Annotated in this window: 23 protein-coding genes and 1 pseudogene; 12 read left to right on the top strand and 12 right to left on the bottom strand. The window is 58.5% G+C overall.

Translation table 11 applies throughout. The features are described 5' to 3' along the window. The first annotated feature begins 8 nt into the window (after positions 1-8). The 5 genes from QE432_RS13990 (at position 9) to QE432_RS13970 (ending at position 4,208) form a co-directional block, all read left to right on the top strand. Positions 9-707 (top strand): DUF1045 domain-containing protein, encoded by a 699-nt coding sequence (locus tag QE432_RS13990; RefSeq protein WP_019564525.1) that lies wholly within the window; start codon positions 9-11, stop codon positions 705-707. After that, positions 704-1,840: an alpha-D-ribose 1-methylphosphonate 5-triphosphate diphosphatase gene (locus QE432_RS13985; protein ID WP_306624659.1), complete on the top strand. Its 1,137-nt coding sequence runs from the start codon at positions 704-706 to the stop codon at positions 1,838-1,840. The genes QE432_RS13990 and QE432_RS13985 overlap by 4 nt, the downstream gene beginning before the upstream one ends. Beyond that, positions 1,837-2,451, top strand: a complete 615-nt coding sequence (phnN, locus tag QE432_RS13980; protein ID WP_306624657.1) for a phosphonate metabolism protein/1,5-bisphosphokinase (PRPP-forming) PhnN — start codon at positions 1,837-1,839, stop codon at positions 2,449-2,451. Before QE432_RS13985 ends, phnN begins: the two co-directional genes overlap by 4 nt. An 87-nt stretch (positions 2,452-2,538) precedes the next feature. Then, a complete protein-coding gene (locus tag QE432_RS13975) occupies positions 2,539-3,579 on the top strand; it encodes an AraC family transcriptional regulator (protein ID WP_013635267.1) in 1,041 nt (346 codons plus the stop codon). Positions 3,580-3,962: 383 nt separating this feature from the next. Next, positions 3,963-4,208 (top strand): LuxR C-terminal-related transcriptional regulator, encoded by a 246-nt coding sequence (locus QE432_RS13970; protein ID WP_003514469.1) that lies wholly within the window; start codon positions 3,963-3,965, stop codon positions 4,206-4,208. Between the two features lie 223 nt (positions 4,209-4,431). Here QE432_RS13970 and QE432_RS13965 read toward each other — a convergent pair whose 3' ends face one another. From QE432_RS13965 to QE432_RS13925, 9 genes are all read right to left on the bottom strand, one after another. Continuing rightward, a complete protein-coding gene (locus QE432_RS13965; protein WP_019564530.1) occupies positions 4,432-5,421 on the bottom strand; it encodes an Ldh family oxidoreductase in 990 nt (329 codons plus the stop codon). 186 nt (positions 5,422-5,607) lie between these two features. Further along, positions 5,608-6,534 carry a TonB family protein gene (locus QE432_RS13960; protein WP_306624655.1) on the bottom strand — a complete coding sequence of 309 codons (927 nt, stop codon included), beginning with the start codon at positions 6,532-6,534 and terminating at the stop codon, positions 5,608-5,610. After that, positions 6,531-7,016, bottom strand: coding sequence for a TonB system transport protein ExbD (gene exbD / locus QE432_RS13955; protein ID WP_013635265.1), 486 nt, complete (start codon positions 7,014-7,016; stop codon positions 6,531-6,533). Before exbD ends, QE432_RS13960 begins: the two co-directional genes overlap by 4 nt. A gap of 6 nt (positions 7,017-7,022) precedes the next feature. After that, on the bottom strand, positions 7,023-8,183 hold the full coding sequence (gene exbB, locus QE432_RS13950; protein ID WP_065703610.1) for a tonB-system energizer ExbB: 1,161 nt from the start codon (positions 8,181-8,183) through the stop codon (positions 7,023-7,025). Positions 8,184-8,376: 193 nt separating this feature from the next. Continuing rightward, entirely contained in the window at positions 8,377-9,114 is a 738-nt protein-coding gene (hutC, locus tag QE432_RS13945; protein ID WP_080799834.1) for a histidine utilization repressor, read from the bottom strand. A gap of 35 nt (positions 9,115-9,149) precedes the next feature. Then, complete coding sequence (locus tag QE432_RS13940; RefSeq protein WP_111782901.1) at positions 9,150-9,935, bottom strand: ABC transporter ATP-binding protein; 786 nt, start codon at positions 9,933-9,935, stop codon at positions 9,150-9,152. Beyond that, the gene (locus tag QE432_RS13935) at positions 9,935-10,708 is read right to left on the bottom strand and encodes an ABC transporter permease (RefSeq protein ID WP_003514452.1); all 774 of its coding nucleotides are present in this window, start codon (positions 10,706-10,708) and stop codon (positions 9,935-9,937) included. The genes QE432_RS13940 and QE432_RS13935 overlap by 1 nt, the downstream gene beginning before the upstream one ends. 141 nt (positions 10,709-10,849) lie before the next feature. Continuing rightward, positions 10,850-11,791 carry an ABC transporter substrate-binding protein gene (locus QE432_RS13930; protein ID WP_111790076.1) on the bottom strand — a complete coding sequence of 314 codons (942 nt, stop codon included), beginning with the start codon at positions 11,789-11,791 and terminating at the stop codon, positions 10,850-10,852. Positions 11,792-11,935: 144 nt separating this feature from the next. Continuing rightward, positions 11,936-12,070, bottom strand: a complete 135-nt coding sequence (locus tag QE432_RS13925) for a hypothetical protein (RefSeq protein ID WP_306627121.1) — start codon at positions 12,068-12,070, stop codon at positions 11,936-11,938. Here QE432_RS13925 and QE432_RS13920 point away from each other — a divergent pair. Further along, positions 12,021-12,708 (top strand): annotated as a pseudogene (locus QE432_RS13920) (YoaK family protein). The gene QE432_RS13925 and the pseudogene QE432_RS13920 sit on opposite strands and share 50 nt — an antisense overlap. 12 nt (positions 12,709-12,720) lie before the next feature. Here QE432_RS13920 and QE432_RS13915 read toward each other — a convergent pair. Further along, positions 12,721-13,239 (bottom strand): hypothetical protein, encoded by a 519-nt coding sequence (locus QE432_RS13915; protein ID WP_019564536.1) that lies wholly within the window; start codon positions 13,237-13,239, stop codon positions 12,721-12,723. Between the two features lie 77 nt (positions 13,240-13,316). Between QE432_RS13915 and QE432_RS13910 the strand changes: the two genes are divergently transcribed. Next, the gene (locus QE432_RS13910) at positions 13,317-13,955 is read left to right on the top strand and encodes a trimeric intracellular cation channel family protein (protein WP_003514444.1); all 639 of its coding nucleotides are present in this window, start codon (positions 13,317-13,319) and stop codon (positions 13,953-13,955) included. Positions 13,956-14,027: 72 nt separating this feature from the next. Here the strand turns inward: QE432_RS13910 and irrA are convergent, their stop codons facing one another. Together irrA and QE432_RS13900 are read right to left on the bottom strand one after the other, a co-directional pair. Beyond that, positions 14,028-14,447, bottom strand: coding sequence for an iron response transcriptional regulator IrrA (irrA, locus tag QE432_RS13905; RefSeq protein WP_003507276.1), 420 nt, complete (start codon positions 14,445-14,447; stop codon positions 14,028-14,030). After that, complete coding sequence (locus tag QE432_RS13900) at positions 14,437-14,568, bottom strand: hypothetical protein (RefSeq protein WP_003514443.1); 132 nt, start codon at positions 14,566-14,568, stop codon at positions 14,437-14,439. The genes irrA and QE432_RS13900 overlap by 11 nt, the downstream gene beginning before the upstream one ends. A gap of 195 nt (positions 14,569-14,763) precedes the next feature. On the opposite strand from QE432_RS13900, the gene fabA reads away from it, so the two are divergent. The 5 genes from fabA to QE432_RS13875 all read left to right on the top strand — a co-directional run bounded on the left by fabA (position 14,764) and on the right by QE432_RS13875 (position 18,763). Continuing rightward, positions 14,764-15,279: a 3-hydroxyacyl-[acyl-carrier-protein] dehydratase FabA gene (fabA, locus tag QE432_RS13895; protein WP_003514441.1), complete on the top strand. Its 516-nt coding sequence runs from the start codon at positions 14,764-14,766 to the stop codon at positions 15,277-15,279. A gap of 75 nt (positions 15,280-15,354) precedes the next feature. Continuing rightward, on the top strand, positions 15,355-16,578 hold the full coding sequence (gene fabB, locus QE432_RS13890; RefSeq protein WP_003514438.1) for a beta-ketoacyl-ACP synthase I: 1,224 nt from the start codon (positions 15,355-15,357) through the stop codon (positions 16,576-16,578). Between the two features lie 5 nt (positions 16,579-16,583). After that, complete coding sequence (gene fabI / locus QE432_RS13885; RefSeq protein ID WP_003514436.1) at positions 16,584-17,390, top strand: enoyl-ACP reductase FabI; 807 nt, start codon at positions 16,584-16,586, stop codon at positions 17,388-17,390. Positions 17,391-17,579: 189 nt separating this feature from the next. After that, positions 17,580-18,173, top strand: coding sequence for a TadE/TadG family type IV pilus assembly protein (locus QE432_RS13880; protein ID WP_025592078.1), 594 nt, complete (start codon positions 17,580-17,582; stop codon positions 18,171-18,173). Further along, positions 18,170-18,763 (top strand): TadE/TadG family type IV pilus assembly protein, encoded by a 594-nt coding sequence (locus tag QE432_RS13875; RefSeq protein ID WP_003514432.1) that lies wholly within the window; start codon positions 18,170-18,172, stop codon positions 18,761-18,763. The genes QE432_RS13880 and QE432_RS13875 overlap by 4 nt, the downstream gene beginning before the upstream one ends. Positions 18,764-18,779: the final 16 nt, after the last annotated feature.

The raw sequence follows: 18,779 nt of genomic DNA, 5'->3' as shown, positions 1-18,779 counted from the left end.
ACCGAAGAGTGCTTGCCGTGCGCTACGCCATCTATTTTTCTCCGGCTAAAGATCATCCACTGACTGAAGCGGCGTCGCGCTGGCTGGGACGCAATGCCTTTTCCGGCGCGCAACATGATGACCATGCCGCTTATGCGGAGATGACCGAGGAGCCGCGCCGTTACGGTTTCCACGCGACGCTGAAAGCCCCCTTCGAGCTTTCCGAAAAATACAGCGAAGCGGATCTCGTCGCCGCCCTCGAACAGTTTGCGGCCAGCCAGTCCGTCTTCGATATTCCGCGTGTTGTCATCGGTGCACTCGGGCCGTTTTTCGCGCTCGTTCCGGATCGCACCTACCAGCCGCTGCAGGATTTTGCCGCTGAGATCGTTGACCATTTCGACCGGTTTCGCGCGCCCTTGTCCGAGACCGACATTGCCCGCCGGCGCCCGCAAAACCTGACCGAAAGCCAGCGGCAAAATCTGTCGCTCTGGGGTTATCCGCATGTCATGGACGACTTCCGCTTTCATATGACGCTGACGGGCCGCATCGACGAAAGCGACGCGCCCGCTATCCAGGATGTGCTTTCGACCAAGTTTTCCGAGTTCGTCGACCGGCCTCTCACCATTTCCGGCCTCGCTTTGTTCGTTGAGGAAACGCGCGGCGCACCATTTACCGTTCATCGCTGGCACCCGCTTGGCCAGCCGCCAAAGAAAGATGCTGACCCATGACCGAGCATGCCCTTTCCAACGCCCGTATCGTTCTGGAAGACGATATTATTCTGGGATCCGTTCTGATCCGTGACGGCAAGATCGCCGATATCAGCGAAGGCGCCTCCAAAACCGGTGAGGATCTCGAAGGCGATTTCCTCATCCCGGGTCTGGTGGAACTGCACACCGACCATCTGGAACAGCACTATTCGCCGCGTCCCGGGGTTATCTGGGATAAGATCGCCGCCATTCAGGCTCACGATGCGCAGGTCGCGTCATCAGGCATTACCACTGTTTTCGACTGCCTGCGGCTGGGCTCCGACGAAGATGGCGGGTTCAAGAAGGGCGAGATGCGGGAAATGGCGGATGCCATTGAAACCGCTGCCGATCAGAACCGCCTGCGGGCAGATCACCTGCTGCACCTGCGCTGTGAAGTCGCCTCCGCCGATGTGCTCGAGCATTTCGAAGATTTTGAGACCGATCCGCGTGTACGGCTGATTTCGATGATGGATCACTCCCCGGGACAGCGCCAGTTCCAGTCGATGGACCAATATATCTTCTATTACCAGAAGAAGCGCGGACTGAGCGACGAGGCTTTCGCCGAGTTCGTCAGACGCCGGCAGACGGCATCGGCGGAGTTTTCCGCCAAGCACCGGGATTACCTGGCGGCCCGCTGCGCCGAGCGCGGCATAACCGTTGCAAGCCATGACGACGCTACAGAAGCGCATGTGGGCGAAGCGATCGGACACGGCGTGAAACTCGCGGAGTTCCCCACCAGCGTCGAGGCGGCAAAGGCTTCGCACAGCGCCGGCATGAGCGTGCTGATGGGCGCACCGAACATCGTTCGCGGCAAGTCCCATTCCGGCAACATCGCCGCGCGTGATCTTGCCGAACTTGGCGTGCTGGATGTTCTCTCTTCCGACTATGTGCCGTTCAGCCTGCTTTACGCACCGTTCCTGCTCGCCGACCAGGTGGAAGCCATCACTCTGCCGGAAGCGTTGCGCATGGTCACCTCCACGCCGGCACGAACGGTGAGCCTTCGCGATCGCGGCAGCATCGCAACGGGATTGCGGGCCGATCTGGTCCGAGTTCACCGCGAGGACGGCGTTCCCGTCGCCCGGTCGGTCTGGCGTCAGGGCAAACGTGTGGCATGACCGGCAACGGACAGGATAGCCGGCTTGACGGCCAGACGCTGGGTACGGTGCCCGGAACCATGATCGTAATTGTCGGCCCGAGTGGGGCCGGCAAGGACACGCTGATGGATTATGCGGCAGCGCAGCTGTCCGGGCGGCCGGGCTTTCATTTCACCCGCCGGGTCATTACCCGCAGCGGCGATGCCGGCGGCGAAAATCACGATGCGGTTTCCATGCACGAGTTCAACCGGCTGGAAGACGAAGGTGCTTTTGCCATTTCCTGGCAGGCGCACGGGCTGAAATATGGCATTCCGGCCGCCGTCTATCGTCATCTTAATGCGGGAGACGTGGTCATCGCCAACGGCTCCCGCTCGGCTCTGCCCCAGTTCGGCACCGCCTTTGCGCGCCTCAAGGTCGTGAACATCGTTGCACGGCCGGACGTGCTGGCGAAGCGGCTGGAGCAGCGCGGGCGGGAAAGCCGGGAGGATATTCTCCGGCGGCTGGAACGCAGTTCGCTCACGGTCGTCGGGGATTTTGACGTGACGACCGTGGACAATAGCGGTGCAATGGAAGATGCGGGCAAAACCATCATGCAGGTGCTGGAGCAGAGCGCCTGCCGTCGCCACATTTAAACTCCACAGGCCGAACTGCTCGACAAATGGCTTCGCAACGCTTACCATCAGGCGACAATTTCCAAACATGGTACGCCAAGGCGAGGGATGCCTGAAAAGAGGGTCAGCGACGAGATAACAGTGGTGGCCGGTCTGGCCGCCGGCGTCGCCAATTATGCACGGTCGCGGGGCATCGACATTGCCCCCATCTGCAAGGCTCTCGATATCGATCCCGCCACATTCGGCAGCGTGACGGAGCGCATCAGCCTCGACCGATTTTGCCGCCTGCTCGAGACATGTGCGTTGATTTCCGGCGACGACGCCTTTGGTCTGCAATGCGCGTCCACCTTTCCCGCCGGCGCATCCGGCGCGTTCGGATATGGCCTGATGAGCGCGCCGACAGTGCGGGCTTTCCTGCGTTTTCTTCAGGATCACGTTTATTACGCGACCAATAACAGCAATTTCACCATGGTCACGGATGCCGCGCACGTAACCCTGTCGTGGTCCTTTGCGCCTGTCATCGCCAAACGCGATCAATATGTGGATTTGTCGCTGACAGCTCTGATCCAGCGCCTTCGCGATATTCTGGGGGAGCGCGTGAACCTGATCGAGATCGGTCTGGAACGGCCGAAACCGGTTAATATTCAGCTATTTAAAGAAAGAATGACCAAGCGCGTCAGCTTTTCGCAACCCATCCATACCATGCGTCTTCCCACATCACTTCTGGACGTGGTCAACCCAAATGCAGATGAGCGGCTGTTCGAGCTGATGAACTTGCAATGCCGGATGCTGCGGCCGGAGACATCGGCAGACGCCACGCATTTCATCGATCAGGTGAAGCGTTACATGCAGGTGCGGCTGTCGGATGCCGAGCTTTCGCTGAGCGAGATCGCCCCCTATTTCAACCTGTCGGAACGCAGTTTTCAAAGACGGCTTGCCGAGCTTGGGACTAATCTCAACGAGATAAAGGACGCCATTCGCAAGAATGCCGGCTTCAAGCTCCTCGTGGAAAGCGATCTTCCGGTTTCCGATATCAGCTACAGGCTCGGCTATTCTACGCCGGGTGCGTTTTCGCGTTCCGTTTCCCGCTGGTTCGGGGCAACGCCCACGGATATTCGCAAGAAACACGCGCATCATTCCGCCGTATAGGACGCATTCCCAGCATCAATATTCCATATATCCAAAATAAAATTGGGAAATATGTCGGCGTTCATTGGATTATGTATCGAAACATAACAATAAAAACGCAAAACTTGGCGTGAGATGTTATTCTCTTGAGATGGCAGACCGCCTAATAGAACGCCGCAATATGCCTTCGGGCATGACGGAAAACATTCCAAAGCTTTGAATTTTACATTGTTCTGGACAAGAACCGATTTCAGGTTTTTGGGAAGGACGATGCAGTCATTCTTTCATCGCCGAGGATATGCCCATGCCGGGACCGGCTGGCTGCGAGATCAGCTGCTTACTGCCTGGTTCCTGAGGCCACATCCGGCTTTGGGAAGGTCAATCTCTTTTGAGGCTGAAAGACTATGTCGTCAAAAACGCAGCATGAACGTCATCAGGCGCGTGAAATCGTCCTTTCGGATCGTGAGCGGCAATATCTGGGGCTCGTTGCGCGAGGCCGACATCCTTCTCACATTGCCTTGATAACGGGAGCGGACGAAGCGGATGTTAAAGATACTCTGGAACGGGTCCGCCTAAGGCTAGGTGCGGCCAATCTGCTGAATGCCGTCAGCATCGCCCTGCTGCGTGGACTGATCGAACAGGATATTTAGAGCTTCCCTCTCGCTCCAAAAGCTTACGCGAAATCGTCCCCTTCCCGTAAGCCAAAACCGGATGTGTTGCTTTCTGCGCCAAAAACCCACCATTTCGATGGCGGGACGGCGGACCAAAAGGCGGGTCGGAAATGATTTCCGGCCTATCGGCGCAACTGCAAGGCAGCCATACACGGTTTACCCGGCGGACTTTCCGGTCCGCTGGGTTTTCATTTTCAGTTCCTCACAGCGACTGAATCTCGGCAAGAATATCGCTTTCGACGATGATACCGCTTTCCAGCGCCTGCCTTCGAATGCCTTGGCTTCGCCGACCGGGCAAACGCACGTTTTCCTGCTTCTCTATCTCTCCGGCGATAAGCGCCAGTCGCTCGGTAAAGGCCGCACCGCCCGACGATACGGGGTCTATGGCGATGATCGTGTGGCCGAGAGAGGGTGGCGCACCCTTGTCGTCCAGAAGGGAAGAGGCCTCGAAGGCGAAGCTTCCACCGGTGAGCGCGGCGGCCATGATCTCCACCATCAGCGCCAGGGCAGCACCCTTGGCCTCGCCCGCAGGCACCATCGTTCCGGCTAGGGCTTCTTCGGGATCGGTCGTGGGCCGGCCATTCGTATCAAGCGCCCAGTCGCCCGGAATGGTTTCGCCCTTCTGGCGGGCCGCCATGATCTTTCCGCGCGCAACCTTGGAAAGCGCCAGATCGATCACCAGCGGATCTGCCTCGCCAACAGGGCTGGCGAAAGCAATCGGATTGGTGCCATAGAGCGGTTTGGTGCCACCCCAAGGCGCCATGGATGCAGGCGCATTGGCGAACATCAGCGCCACGAGGCCCATTTCCGCGAAACGCTCGACTGTAAGTGCCATGACGCCTGCATGATGGGAGCGATGGATCGCGGCGAGCGCGATGCCCTGCTGCCGGGCCATGTCCGGCAACTCGTCTACGGCGCAGTCGATCGCGGGATAGGCGTAACCGTTGTTAGCGTCGATTGACAGCACACCCGGTTTGACACGACTTGCCACCGGCCGCGCATTGCCATTGACCTTGCCAACCCGCGCCTGACGGACATAAACGGGGATACGCCGAAAACCGTGGCCGCCCTGGCCTGCAGCCTCGGATGCCACGAGCGCCTTCGCCACGGAGCGGGCGTTTTGCGGCAGAACGCCGTTACGCTCAAAGATAGAGGATACGAGATCCTCCGCCTCTGCGATTGAGAATTTCATTCCGGAATGCCTCTGCGTGTTAAGTCGACAAGACCTACACCATCGAAAACATTCGCGAAATGCAATTCAGGCCCGAATGGATATCTTATCGAGAATAACGGTCGGGCACGCATTCGCCCTTTGGCAGGGCGTCATACCAGGCAAGAGCTTATTCCAGCAGAACCGCGACGTGGCCTTGGAATCGATCTAGCGGATGCTGATCGGCAAGGTGATTGTCTTATTTGCATCCGGTGGCGGCGCGGGCACGGGTGACGCGCTCTGGATCCAGGCCGCAATCTGCTGGTCGATGGAGGAATCACCAGTGGACTGCACCACACTGACACCGCTGATGGCGCCTGTATCGTTAACCCGGAACCGCACGGTCGCTGTCATCGCATCGCTGCGAAGCGAGCGGGGCTTACGCCTCTGGATATGCGAGCGAACCTTCGATCCCCATTTTGCCGGCGAGGCGGAGGATGAAGAGAAGAAACCGGCATTGTTGCGCGATGCCGCCGTCCGGTCGGATTGCTGTGTCTCGGCCTTGGCCGTTTCGCGCAGTTCCGATGCCTGTTGCGGTTTGGGGCGCTGGCGCTCGACCTTCTTCTTGTCGTCCGGTTCTTTCTTCTCCACCTTCTTTTCGACCGGCGGCGGCGGCGGCCGGATGACGGGCAAGGGAACCTCGACATTTTCGAGTTCCGCCATCATCTGTTCCTGCACGGGATCGATCGGCTCCACCGGTTCGGGAATTTCCTGCGGCTCGACGATATCCTCGACCGGCGGTTCCGGCGGCTGCACGGGTTCCGGCGGCGGCGTTTCCACAACCGGCTCAGGCGGCGGCGGCTCCTCCGGGGTGACTTCCTCTACCGGCTGGCTGTTGTCGCTCTTTACCTCTTCGGCATCTTCAACGTCCTGCGCAGGCGTCGTTTCCTCGGTGTTGACGGCTTCCGGTATGGCTGCCATTTCGATCATGATCGCGGCAGGCGGCGGCCCGCCGGCATCCAGTTCCTCTGGTTCCTGCATCAGGTAATAGGCAAAACCCGCATGAACGCCCAGCATGAGCAGTGCTGCGGCGGACCACAACGCCGCTTCCCCGAGGCGGGAATGTCGGGACTGCGGGTAGCCGTTTTCAGTCATGGCGCGGTTCCTGGCACTGCGGGCGCGGCGGGCGGAACGGCACCGGCTGGCTGCGTTGCCGCAGCGGCATTTTCCAGCCCTACCAGAGCGATTTTCAGATATCCGGCATCGCGAAGCAGGTTCATGATTTCCATGAAGTGGCCATAGTCGACGGCTTTGTCGGCGCGCAGGAAAATTCGCGTATCTTTCTTGCCGCCCGTCTGCCGGTCGATCGCCGCTGCCAGGGCTTCGCGGGCAACCGCATCATTGCCGAGATTGAGCGACAGATCATCCTTGACGGTCAGATAAAGCGGCTCTTCCGGGCGCTCCGCCGGCTTGGCGGTGGATGCGGGCAGATCGACATTCACATCCACGGTCGCCAGCGGTGCGGCAACCATGAAGATGATGAGCAGAACCAGCATCACGTCGATGAAAGGCGTGACATTGATTTCGTGGTTTTCGGAGAGATCGTCTCCGCTATTTTCGCGAATACCGCCAGCCATGACCGATCACCGCCCAACCAACGACACAGCGGGCTTGCTGCTGCCCGGCGGAATGCGGCGGAAATCGAGGTCGCGGCTGACGAGGCGTTCCACGCCGGCTGCGGCATCCGCCAGCAAATGCCGGTATCCCGTGATCGAGCGGGCGAAGACGTTGTAGATCACCACCGCTGGAATAGCAGCAACAAGGCCGATTGCCGTGGCAAGCAGCGCCTCGGCAATGCCGGGTGCCACGACGGCAAGATTGGTGGTCTGCGATTCCGAGATGCTGATGAAGGAATTCATGATGCCCCAGACGGTACCGAACAGACCGACAAAGGGAGCGGTGGAGCCGATGGTCGCCAAGGCGCCCGTTCCGCGCGACATGCGGCGACCGGCGTGGGTTTCAATGCGTGACAGGGCCGAGGATACACGCTCCTTGATGCCGCCGCCGTCGGTGTGTTCGACCACCGCGTCGGAAAGCTGCATTTCGTGAGTTGCCATGCGCAACATCAGCGCTGCCGGCCCGCCCTTCTTTTCGACGGCCTCAGTCGCCTCGTTCAGGGTTTTCGCCCTGCGAATAACCTTGAGCGTCGCACCGGCGCGCACCCGTGCACCGGCCAGCTCGATAGACTTCGCCACCCAGACCGTCCAGGTGACGAGCGATGCGAAAGCGAGACCGATCATCACGCCCTTCACGACCCAGTCCGCCGCCATGAACATGCCCCAGGGAGACAGGTTGTGCGGAATGTCCGCACGATGTCCGGCACTTGCGGGTTCGGCGACTACCGGTTCAACCGGGGTGGAGACCTCGTTCGGCGCTGCCGTACCGTTCGTCGGAGCGGGTTGCTCCGTCTGTGTCGGCTGCGGTGAAACACCTTCGGCTGCCGGCGTGGGATTACTTGCGGCGGGCGCAGGCTGGGCCGGCGCGGGCTGTGTGGGCGCGGCAGCGGAAGGCGGCACAGGCTGGACTGCCGGAGCGCTCGGCGTCTCAGCCGGCGACTGCGCGGGCTGCATCGTTTCCGTTGCCGGTGCAGGTGCTGGTTGGATCTGGGTTTCGGATGCCGACTGAGCAAAAACCGCTCCGGCACTCAAGCCGGCCAGCAAAGTGACCGTCATGGCAAGTGAGATATGCCGTGTTTTGTTTGCTCTGGTGAAGCACGCGGAAGAAGTTGAGGTCTCAGCTGACATAATTTTTATCCCGGATTTCCGTCGATGAACTCATCCGCAGATTGACCGGTTCATTAAAACCGGGGCCATGAACGGATGCCGTCGTGAAAGCTTGACGTTCCGATAATAAACCTGAGTTCTTTTGACAACTATTATATTGCCAAAAGACGACCCGTAAACTCTTCTTTACAAAAAATTGACCGACCTGCGGTCTTCAGGTGTTTTGCGAAGGCGAAAACTGCGCCACCAGCGCGTGTCGGTCGCCGGGATAGGTGACCCGAACACTGGTGACATAATCCGCTCCGTGCCAGGTGCGGCGGTGGATGACCAGACACGCCGCACCGGAAGCAATGCCGAGCGCGGTCGCATTTTTGCGATCAGCGGAAACTGCGCTGATGCGATGTTCCGCGGCACTCCAGGGAACCATTTTCAGCAGCCAAGTGCCCGGCCCGATCTGTGAAAAATCCGCTGCCTCAGCCTCCGGAACGGCGGTGACATTGATGATGCGTTCCTCGAGGCAAAAGGGAACGCCGCCGGCAAAATGCGTGCAGGTGAGTTCCAGAACCGGGGCATCCGCGGCAAGCGCCATGGCCGCGCCGTCTTCTTCCCCCGCAGGGCGCAGTCGCCGTCTGTCGAGACGGTAACCGTAAACGAGGCCGAGGGCCTGCACCTCCCGCTCGATATCGTGGATTTCCAGCACGGCCGATTGCGCATGGGGCTGGCGAACGAAAGTGCCAAGACGACGGCGTCTTTCAATCAGGCCACGCTGCACCAGTTCGCCGAGCGCCTTGTTCACCGTCATGCGCGAGCAGGCATATTGCCGGGTCATCTCGTGTTCGTAGGGAATACGGTACCCCGGCGGCCACTCGCCCGACATGATGTGGCGCTCGACATCGTTGCGGATGCGCTCGTGCAGTGATTTTTCCTGAAGATCGGCGCCTATACTCCTCATACCGATGCTTCCTTCCTCCCGGTTCTATGGATCAACTATCCATGGGCAGCGGCGGCAATCGCCTCGCTGCGAATTTCCTCCGTCAACTTGGCGCGTAGCTGCGAAAACTCCGGGCTGGCCTTGACGGTGTAGTGACGCGGATGCGGCAGGTCGACCGGCATGATCGACTTGATGCGCCCCGGCCGCGCTGACATCGTCACAACCCGCGACGCCATGAATACCGCCTCCTCGATGTCATGCGTCACAAAAATGACGGTCTTCTGCTCGCGCTCCCATATGCCGAGCAGCAATTCCTGCATCAGTCCGCGCGTCTGGTTGTCGAGTGCGCCGAAAGGCTCGTCCAGCAGCAGGATTTTCGGGCCGTTTGCCAGAGCGCGAGCGATGGCTGTTCTCTGCTGCATGCCGCCGGACAGCTGTTTCGGCCAATGGTTCTCGAAACCGCGCAGGCCAACCTTGTCGATATAGCTGTCGACGATCTCCCATTTTTCCTTCTCGGCCACACCACGCTCGCGCAGACCGAAGGCGACGTTTTCCCGGATCGTTAGCCACGGAAACAGCGTGTAGGACTGGAACACCATGCCGCGATCCGCCCCCGGCCCTGTCACTGCCCGGCCGGACAAACGGACTTCACCCGTCGTTGGACGGTCAAGACCGGCGATGATGCGCAGCAAGGTCGACTTTCCGCATCCGGACGGGCCGAGAATGGTGACGAAATCGTTGCGGGAGATTTCCAGATCCGTGGGCTGCAAGGCCAGCGTTGGCTGGCCGCCCTGAACGCCGGGGAAAGTGCGGCTGACGCCCTTGATAACGAGTTCGCTCATCAGGCAAGCCTCCAGGCGAAAAGCTTCCGGTTCAGCGATTTGAACGCGAAGTCAGAAATAAGTCCGATGACACCGATGACGATGATGCCGAAGATGATCTGCCCGGTCGCCATCAGCGCCTGGCTGTTGATTATCATATAGCCGATGCCCGACGACGCGCCGATCAACTCGGCAACAATCACATAGGTCCAGGCCCAGCCGAGGACGAGACGGAGAATTTCCGCAATATCGGGCGCATTGGCGGGAATGAGAACGCGGCGGACCACGCCCCGGTCTTTTGCGCCAAGTGTATAGGCAGCCTCCACCAGATCGCGTCTTGTGCCGGCAACCGCCACGGCAACCATGAGAATGATCTGGAAAACTGCGCCGATGAAGATCACCAGCAGCTTCTGCATCTCGCCGATGCCGGCCCAGAGAATAAGCAGCGGCACGAAGGCAGAAGCCGGAAGATAGCGTGCGAAGGAGACGAAGGGCTCAAGCAGCGCCTCGACCGGCTTGTAAGCGCCCATGGCGATGCCGACCGGTACGGCAACGAGCGAGGCCAGCACGAAGCCGCCGACAACACGCCAGATCGTCATTCCGATATCGCTGGCAAATCCCTGATCGGTTAGCAGATAGATGCCGTCCTTCAGCATGGTGATCGGGTCAGCCAGAAAGGTCGGCGATACGAAACCGCCGAGCGTGGCAAAGCCCCAGGCGGAGAAAAAAAGCACGAAGAACAGAATGCCGAGAAAAATCCGCGTGCTGTTCTTTATGGGTTGAAGAGGTTGCATTCTGTCGCCTGTCCGGAAAACGGGCGCGGCACTCTATCGCCGCACCATCTAGGCGCCGTGCGTCGTCCATGACGCACAGGCGCTGTAAGGCTTCTCACTGGCTGCAATAATCCCCGAAGGAAAAGCAGCAGTTTGCTTCTGTTACTTGATGAAGGACGTGTCCGCGAGTGTCGAAAGATCGGGTTTCGATTTTATCACGCCGATTTCCAGAAGCAGATCAGCCGATTTTTCGGAGAATGTCTTGAATTCACCGTCGAAGAACTTCTGGTTGGCGGCCTTGTCCTGCCATTCCAGGAATTTCGCCGAAGCTGCGAATGCCTCGCCCGTCTGTTTTACGTCCGCTCCCATGGTCTCATAGGATTTTGCAGGGTCCGTCTTGATGAGCTCGAGCGCCTGGAAATAGCTGTCCGCAAGGGCTTTTGCCGCCTGCGGATTGGCCTTCAAGAAATCCGGCGTGCAGCCGAACGTGTCCATGACGGCGGGATAATCCAGCGTCGTCGCAAGGATTTTCCCCTTGTCCGGCGCGGCGCGCACTGTGGACAGATAAGGCTCATAGGTCATGGCGGCTTCATTCTGGCCGGCGACGAATGCCTGCGCGGCCGGTCCCGGCTCAAGGTTGACGACCTTCACGTCCTTCAGGGTCAGGCCGTTTTCCTTCAGTATCCAGGCAAGGAAGAAATAGGGGGATGTGCCCGGTGCAGAAGCGGCAACCGTCTTGCCTTTGAGGTCCGACACCTTTGCAACATCACTGCGCACCGCAATGCCGTCGGCTCCGTGCGACTTGTCCATCTGGAAAATCTGGGTGGACTTCACGCCATTGGCATTCCACGCGATCCACGTTTCGACCGTGGTGGCGGCGCACTGGATGTCACCGGAAGCAAGCGCCAGATGCCGGCTTGCCTGCGGAATCTTCTTGATATCGACCTTGAGGCCATTCTTTTCGAAAATGCCAGCCTGCTTGGCAAGCGTCAGTGGCGCAAAGCCGGTCCAGCCGGACATGCCTATTGTAACCGATGTTTCGGCATAGGCGGAAGCAGATGAAGCAAGCGTCGCGATTGCGGCGATAACCCATGTCTTTTTCATGATCGGAACCCCTTTTGATTTATTTTTGTGCGATATTTTTTTCGCTTTATTTGAGGCATGCTAGGCAGGGATTTTACATTTGTCTAGACAAAATAGAGGCGCTCAAACGCTTCCAGAAAGATTGCAAACAAGCCGCCCGGCATTCTAGACATAGGATAGCACAGCCCGGCGCATCGGCCCGCTGTTTTCCATATCGAGCTTTTCCATGACCAGACAGAGACGCCGTAACATCATCAGGGCAAGGCGCACCGGCACCGGCATTGCGGTCGTCGCCGCCATTTCATTCATCGCCGGAATGACAGATGCGGTGGGTCTTCATCTTTCCGGCGATTTCGTTTCCTTCATGACCGGCAACACCACCCCGCGCGGCCATTTCGGTGGAAGCTGGCGTTTATTCCCATGCGGCCAAACTACTCTTCGCGATCATCGCTTTCGTGGCGGGCAATGCTGGCGGTATCGTGGTCGCGCATAAATTCGACCGGAGCATCTTTGCCGTTCTCGTGGCTGTCGGGTCGCTGGTGGCGATTGCCGCATTGCTGCGCGGCGATGCTTCCGCCCTGGCGCAGTTTTATCTTGTCGTTTTCGCCATGGGGATGGTCAACGCTGCCGTCGAACATATTGAGGGGCTGCCTATTGGCCTCACCTACGTGACCGGCGCCCTTTCCCGTTTTGGCCGTGGCATCGGTCGCTATCTTCTGGGGGAGCGAAGCCTCGATTGGGGCATCCAGATCGTGCCCTGGCTCGGTATGATAAGCGGCGCAATCTGCGGGGCGGTGTTGGGCGCCACGCTGCAGTACGATGCCCTGTGGGTGGTTGCGGCAACCGTTTTTGCGGTCGCCATCGCCACACTCGTCATTCCGCGTTCGCTTCGCCACCGCTATAACCAAAGGGTCCGGATCAGGCGCATCGCGCCCTGACGGACTGCGTTGTCACTTGCGTGAGATGGTGACGAATTTTGTGCCGCGCACCCGCACCGTCATCAGGCAGGCTTCCTTGTCGGTTCGATCGCAATAACGCGGGTGCATCTTCAGTACGAAGACCATGTTGCCGAAACGTTTGATGAAATCGTAGCCGTAAATCCGGGCCGTCGCGATCATCAGATATCCGCCCTCTTTGACCTGGACGTAAAAATTGTAAGGGCAACCTTCGTCATCGCAGCTGCGGCCTTTTTCGCCATCGCAATCCAGCACGCCGTGATTGACGACGGCATCCATCAGGCCATCATTGTTGATATCCAGTCTGGTGATGAAATCATCGCCGAAGCCAGCCGTCTTGCACTCCTTGCGAAAATGATCCTTCTCATAGATCTCAGGATCGTTCACCAGCTGCTGCTGTGCCGCCAGCGCGACCGGAAACATCAAGAGGACCAGCGCCTGAAGAGCGGCAACGATAGCGATTCGCACGGCATTTTCCTTTGCATCCGTTTCGTTTATGGATGTTGCGATCATCCGGGCGGCCAGCCTAGAGTTCCGTGCTTGCGCGACACTGACGCAAACGCATCCAAATTTCCGGGGGGACCTTTTCCATGACACTGCTGGGTTTTCTCGATTATGCCGGCGTTGCCGTGTTTGCCGCAACCGGCGCATTGGCCGCCTCACGCAAGCAGCTCGACCTGATCGGCTTCCTGTTTTTCGCCGCCGCGACCGGGATCGGCGGCGGCACGGTACGCGATCTCGTGCTGGGCAGGGCACCCGTCTTCTGGGTGTTGAACCCGACCTATATTCTGGTCTGCGTATCGGTTGCGGTCCTGCTTTTCTTCACCGCCTACCTGTTCGAATCCCGGTATCGGGTGCTCATCTGGCTCGATGCCGTCGGCCTCTCAGCCTATTGCGTCATGGGAGCCGCCAAGGGTCTGGCTGCAAGCGGCTCCGCAACCGTGGCGATCGTGACAGGCGTTTTGACAGCGACGTTCGGCGGCGTATTGCGCGATGTTCTCGCGGGAGAACCCTCCGTGCTGCTGCGCCCGGAAATCTACATCACTTGCGCGCTTTTGGGGGCCTCCATCTTCACCGGCGCTTATTTCCTCGGCGCGCCGCTTTATGTCGCGTCGGGCATCGGCGTATTGACGGCTTTCGGTGTCCGGTCCGGAGCGTTGATCTTCGGATGGACCTTTCCGCCCTATAAGGGCAAGCCCGGCAGACGGCCTGAAGATATATTGAAGTGAGGCGGCGAAGGCTGCCTGAAACAAAAATGGCGCCCACAGGCGCCATGTTTTTTTGTTTATCAAGCCGAAGCTTCAACCGCGCTTGCGACGCAGGCGAATGACCACGTCCACATGGGCGATTTCCATGCCTTCGGGCGCCTCTGGCAGATTGTCGATCTGGAGATTGTTGACGGGGATGTCGAGAACCTCGTTCTCTCCTTCCACGAAGAAGTGATGGTGGTCGGACACGTTGGTGTCGAAATAGGTGCGCGCACCTTCGACGGCCAGAACGCGGATCAGGCCGGCTTCGGTAAACTGATGCAGCGTGTTGTATACCGTCGCAAGAGAAACGGGCACGCCGGCGGTCACCGCCTCGTCATGCAGCTCCTCGACTGTCAGGTGGCGATCACCCTTTGCGAAAAGAAGATCGCCCAAAGCAACGCGTTGGCGCGTGGGCCGCAGCCCCGAGCGCCGCAGCCTCGTCCCGATATCCAATGTGGCGTCAAATGCCATGCAATCCCATTCCAAACACAGGGGTGAAACCCATCAATTGCAATAGCATATATCTTTTGCGGTGAATGCTTTCAATAGTTTCAGCGTCGCCGAGTGTCGCAAATGGCTGCAAACCGGCCATTCTTGCAAATTTCCTCTGGTTCCTGCCGGATGGTTCCTGTATGCGGACGGCATATTGAGGTAATGACTTCTCTAAAGAAGGTTCGAAGACAAAGAATGGGGGCATAATGGCCTCTGCCCTTGCAGCGCTTCATTTTGAACCTAACTTGCTCTAGTGAAGTCGATAAACACCAGTGATTGAGGAAGTGAAAGCGGTATGGCAACGAGGCAATCAAGTTACAATTACGAGGAGATCCTTTCCTGCGGACGCGGCGAATTGTTCGGTCCGGGAAATGCCCAGCTTCCGTTGCCTCCCATGCTCATGGTTCACCGCATCACCGAAATTTCCGAAACCGGCGGCGCGTTCGACAAGGGTTTCATCCGCGCTGAATACGATGTCAGCCCAGACGACTGGTATTTCCCCTGCCATTTCCAGGGCAACCCGATCATGCCGGGTTGCCTCGGCCTTGACGGCATGTGGCAGCTGACCGGCTTCTTCCTCGGCTGGCTGGGCGAAGAAGGCCGCGGCATGGCGCTCTCCACCGGCGAAGTCAAGTTCAAGGGCATGGTTCGCCCGGAGACGAAGCTCCTCCAGTACGGCATAGACTTCAAGCGTGTGATGCGCGGACGTCTCGTTCTGGGTACCGCAGACGGATGGCTGAAGGCAGACGGCGAAACCATTTATCAAGCGACGGACCTTCGTGTGGGGCTGTCGAAGGAAAAGACCGCCTGAAGCGGACGGAATAGTCCTGGCAAACGCCGGGCGGCTTCGGTCGTCCAGCCGAAATCTTAAGAAAAGGTCCATTTCATGAGACGAGTTGTTGTCACCGGCCTCGGCATTGTTTCTTCCATCGGTGGTGATGCCGCCGAAGTCACCGCATCACTGCGCGACGCCAAATCCGGCATTTCATTTTCACCGGATTTTGCTGAACACGGTTTCAAGTGCCAGGTATGGGGCAAGCCGTCTCTCGATCCGACCGAGCTGGTCGACCGTCGCGCCATGCGATTCCTTTCGCAGGGCGGCGCATGGAACCACGTTGCCATGAAGCAGGCGATTGCCGATTCCGGCCTCGAGGAAAGCGACATCAGCGGCAACGAGCGCACCGGCATCATCATGGGTTCGGGCGGTCCTTCCACCCGCACCATCGTCGAAGCCGCCGATATCACGCTGAAGAACAACAGCCCGAAGCGTATTGGCCCGTTTGCCGTGCCGAAGGCCATGTCCTCGACCGCATCGGCCACACTTGCGACCTGGTTCAAGATCCACGGCGTCAACTATTCGATCTCTTCGGCCTGCTCCACATCGGCGCATTGCATCGGCAACGCCGCCGAGATGATCCAGTGGGGCAAGCAGGACGTGATGTTTGCTGGCGGCCATGAAGACCTCGATTGGTCCATGTCCAACCTCTTCGACGCCATGGGCGCGATGTCGTCCAAATATAATGAGACGCCAAACCTCGCTTCCCGCGCCTATGACGTCAACCGCGACGGTTTCGTGATCGCCGGCGGTGCTGGCGTACTGGTTCTTGAAGAGCTGGAACATGCAAAGGCGCGCGGCGCCAAGATTTACGCCGAGATCGTCGGTTATGGCGCAACCTCGGATGGTTACGACATGGTGGCTCCTTCCGGCGAGGGCGCGATCCGCTGCATGCGTCAGGCCCTTTCCACCGTCAAGGGCGATATCGACTACATCAACACCCACGGCACCTCGACGCCGGTTGGCGACAGCAAGGAAATCGGCGCGATCCGGGAAGTCTTCGGCGACAAGATCCCGCATATCCAGTCGACCAAGTCCCTCACCGGCCACTCGCTGGGCGCAGCAGGCGTTCAGGAATCGATCTACGGCCTGTTGATGATGCAGGAACGCTTCATCGGCGAGAGCGCGCATATTTCCGAACTCGATCCGGAATTTGCGGGCGTCCCGATTGTTCGCAGCCGCATCGACAATGCCAAGATCGACACGATCCTTTCCAATTCCTTCGGCTTCGGCGGCACCAACGCCACGCTGGTCTTTCAGCGTCATAACGGATAATTGCCATGAACGGCATCATGCAGGGTAAGCGCGGCCTCATCATGGGCGTCGCAAACAATCACTCTATCGCCTGGGGTATCTCCAAGGCTCTTGCGGCGCAGGGCGCAGAGCTCGCCTTCACCTATCAGGGTGAGGCGCTCGGCAAGCGGGTAAAGCCGCTCGCCGCCGAGCTCGGATCCGACTTTATCGTGCCTTGCGATGTCGAGGATATCGCCTCGGTTGACGCGCTTTTTGCGGCAATCCGCGAAAAATGGGGTACGCTGGATTTCGTCGTGCACGCGATCGGCTTTTCCGACAAGAACGAGCTGAAGGGTCTTTACGCGGATACGACCCGCGAGAATTTCAGCCGCACTATGGTCATCTCCTGTTTCTCGTTCACGGAAATCGCCAAGCGTGCCGCCGAACTGATGACGAATGGCGGATCCATGCTGACGCTGACCTATAACGGTTCGCAGCGGGTCATCCCCAACTACAACGTCATGGGCGTTGCCAAGGCAGCTCTAGAAGCGTCCGTGCGTTATCTCGCTGCCGACTATGGCCCGCGCGATATTCGCGTCAACGCCATCTCGGCCGGACCGGTCCGCACACTGGCGGGCGCCGGCATTTCCGATGCGCGCGCAATCTATGCGTGGAACCAGAAAAACGCACCGCTGCGGCGGACAGCGGATATCGACGATATCGGCGGATCGGCTCTTTATCTGCTGTCCAACATGTCGCGCGGCGTTACCGGCGAGTGCCACTACGTGGATTGCGGCTACAATATCACCTCCACACCCACCCTTGAGGTTCTCTCAAAAGCGGATGCGGAATAAGCTATCGTTTTTCCAGTAAGTAAAAGCCCGGGGATATGCCGGGCTTTTTGCTTTTATAGCCTGTGCCATTTTTGCGAACTGATAAAGTATAACTCTTCGGGGTAACTGAATTTAAACACCGGCTGGTTATGGTCCGCAACAAATTCAACGGTTGCGCTTGCCGCATATTCTAAAGATCGACACCCACATATGCGACTGGCCAAATTGAAGCCATTGCTGGAAAAATTCGGGCTCTCGCGTGACGGGACAGCAGCCATCGAATTCGCGATCCTGGCGCTTCCCTATTTCCTCGTCGTCTTTGCGATCATCGAAACTTTCATCGCCTTGATGGCGGAGCAAGTGGTCGTCAATGCTACCGACACGATGGCGAGGCGTCTGCGCACCGGGCAGATCAGCAGTTCGATTTCCAAAGAGGATTTTCGCAAGAGTTTCTGCAACGAAGTTTCGGTGATTATCACCTGCGATGATGAGATCAAAAAAGAACAGAAGCTTTATATAGACCTTCGCTCCTTCACCGCCTTCAAGGATATTCCAACTACGATACCCTTGAAAGCTAACGGCGAATATTACGATCTCGACACGGCGCAATTCGGCTTCAAGCCGGGTGGACCTGACACGATCAATATGCTGCGCGTCTATTATCGCTGGCGTGTAGTCGCAGATATCATCCGACCATATCTTACCAAAATACGCCCAGCCGACGGGTCAATGCCGTCGCATTTCCTCATTGTCGCGACCGACGCTTTCATGAATGAGAAGTACACCACGAGCGGGGGCTCATGATGGCAGGGCTTGTTTCCACCATCACGAACGGCCGACTTCGTTTTATCGCGCTCGTTGCACGCTTCGCAAGGGATCGCCGTGGCGTGGGTGCGGTAGAATTTGCAATCGTCTTCCCGATATTGCTTGCGCTTTATCTGACGTCCTTCGAACTCACAATCGGCTATAATACCTACAAGCGGGCAAGCAGCGCCTCCGCAACGATCAACGACCTGATCTCCAAAACAAATTCCGTCGACAAGGCTTATCTGACAAGCATGCAGGACGTAACGGCTGCCGTCTTTGCGCCTTACAGCACCAAGGGTCTGCAGCTGAAGATCAGCGGCATCAAGATCGACAAGCAGAAACAGGCGACTATCGCCTGGTCCTGGAACGAGAAAAACGCGAGGCCCTATGTGGTGGGATCGCCAGTCTCCGTTCCCACACGTTTGCTTGTAGCGGACAGTTTCCTCATCCACGTCGAGCTTTCCGTGCCGCATGAGTTGTTGATGTTCATGCCAGATATTTCTTCGTCCGGCGTAAGATCGATCACGATCGCACGCGATTATTTCTTCAAGCAGCGCGACGCTGAGATAACCTGCTCCAATTGCTGATGCGCCTCAGCGCGTT

Source organism: Agrobacterium sp. SORGH_AS_0745 (assembly GCF_030818995.1).
Taxonomy (GTDB): domain Bacteria; phylum Pseudomonadota; class Alphaproteobacteria; order Rhizobiales; family Rhizobiaceae; genus Agrobacterium; species Agrobacterium tumefaciens.
The sequence above is the reverse complement of the archived record's forward strand: the minus strand, read 5'-3'. Positions and strand labels throughout refer to the sequence as shown.

Excerpts from the sequence above, each read along its gene's own strand:
- QE432_RS13985 (WP_306624659.1), top strand. The coding sequence starts at position 704 with ATGACCGAGCATGCCCTTTCCAACGCCCGTATCGTTCTGGAAGACGAT.
- phnN (WP_306624657.1), top strand. The coding sequence starts at position 1,837 with ATGACCGGCAACGGACAGGATAGCCGGCTTGACGGCCAGACGCTGGGT.
- QE432_RS13975 (WP_013635267.1), top strand. The coding sequence starts at position 2,539 with ATGCCTGAAAAGAGGGTCAGCGACGAGATAACAGTGGTGGCCGGTCTG.
- QE432_RS13970 (WP_003514469.1), top strand. The coding sequence starts at position 3,963 with ATGTCGTCAAAAACGCAGCATGAACGTCATCAGGCGCGTGAAATCGTC.
- QE432_RS13965 (WP_019564530.1), bottom strand. The coding sequence starts at position 5,421 with ATGAAATTCTCAATCGCAGAGGCGGAGGATCTCGTATCCTCTATCTTT.
- QE432_RS13960 (WP_306624655.1), bottom strand. The coding sequence starts at position 6,534 with ATGACTGAAAACGGCTACCCGCAGTCCCGACATTCCCGCCTCGGGGAA.
- exbD (WP_013635265.1), bottom strand. The coding sequence starts at position 7,016 with ATGGCTGGCGGTATTCGCGAAAATAGCGGAGACGATCTCTCCGAAAAC.
- exbB (WP_065703610.1), bottom strand. The coding sequence starts at position 8,183 with ATGTCAGCTGAGACCTCAACTTCTTCCGCGTGCTTCACCAGAGCAAAC.
- hutC (WP_080799834.1), bottom strand. The coding sequence starts at position 9,114 with ATGAGGAGTATAGGCGCCGATCTTCAGGAAAAATCACTGCACGAGCGC.
- QE432_RS13940 (WP_111782901.1), bottom strand. The coding sequence starts at position 9,935 with ATGAGCGAACTCGTTATCAAGGGCGTCAGCCGCACTTTCCCCGGCGTT.
- QE432_RS13935 (WP_003514452.1), bottom strand. The coding sequence starts at position 10,708 with ATGCAACCTCTTCAACCCATAAAGAACAGCACGCGGATTTTTCTCGGC.
- QE432_RS13930 (WP_111790076.1), bottom strand. The coding sequence starts at position 11,791 with ATGAAAAAGACATGGGTTATCGCCGCAATCGCGACGCTTGCTTCATCT.
- QE432_RS13925 (WP_306627121.1), bottom strand. The coding sequence starts at position 12,070 with ATGGCGGCGACGACCGCAATGCCGGTGCCGGTGCGCCTTGCCCTGATG.
- QE432_RS13915 (WP_019564536.1), bottom strand. The coding sequence starts at position 13,239 with ATGATCGCAACATCCATAAACGAAACGGATGCAAAGGAAAATGCCGTG.
- QE432_RS13910 (WP_003514444.1), top strand. The coding sequence starts at position 13,317 with ATGACACTGCTGGGTTTTCTCGATTATGCCGGCGTTGCCGTGTTTGCC.
- irrA (WP_003507276.1), bottom strand. The coding sequence starts at position 14,447 with ATGGCATTTGACGCCACATTGGATATCGGGACGAGGCTGCGGCGCTCG.
- QE432_RS13900 (WP_003514443.1), bottom strand. The coding sequence starts at position 14,568 with ATGGCCGGTTTGCAGCCATTTGCGACACTCGGCGACGCTGAAACTATT.
- fabA (WP_003514441.1), top strand. The coding sequence starts at position 14,764 with ATGGCAACGAGGCAATCAAGTTACAATTACGAGGAGATCCTTTCCTGC.
- fabB (WP_003514438.1), top strand. The coding sequence starts at position 15,355 with ATGAGACGAGTTGTTGTCACCGGCCTCGGCATTGTTTCTTCCATCGGT.
- fabI (WP_003514436.1), top strand. The coding sequence starts at position 16,584 with ATGAACGGCATCATGCAGGGTAAGCGCGGCCTCATCATGGGCGTCGCA.
- QE432_RS13880 (WP_025592078.1), top strand. The coding sequence starts at position 17,580 with ATGCGACTGGCCAAATTGAAGCCATTGCTGGAAAAATTCGGGCTCTCG.
- QE432_RS13875 (WP_003514432.1), top strand. The coding sequence starts at position 18,170 with ATGATGGCAGGGCTTGTTTCCACCATCACGAACGGCCGACTTCGTTTT.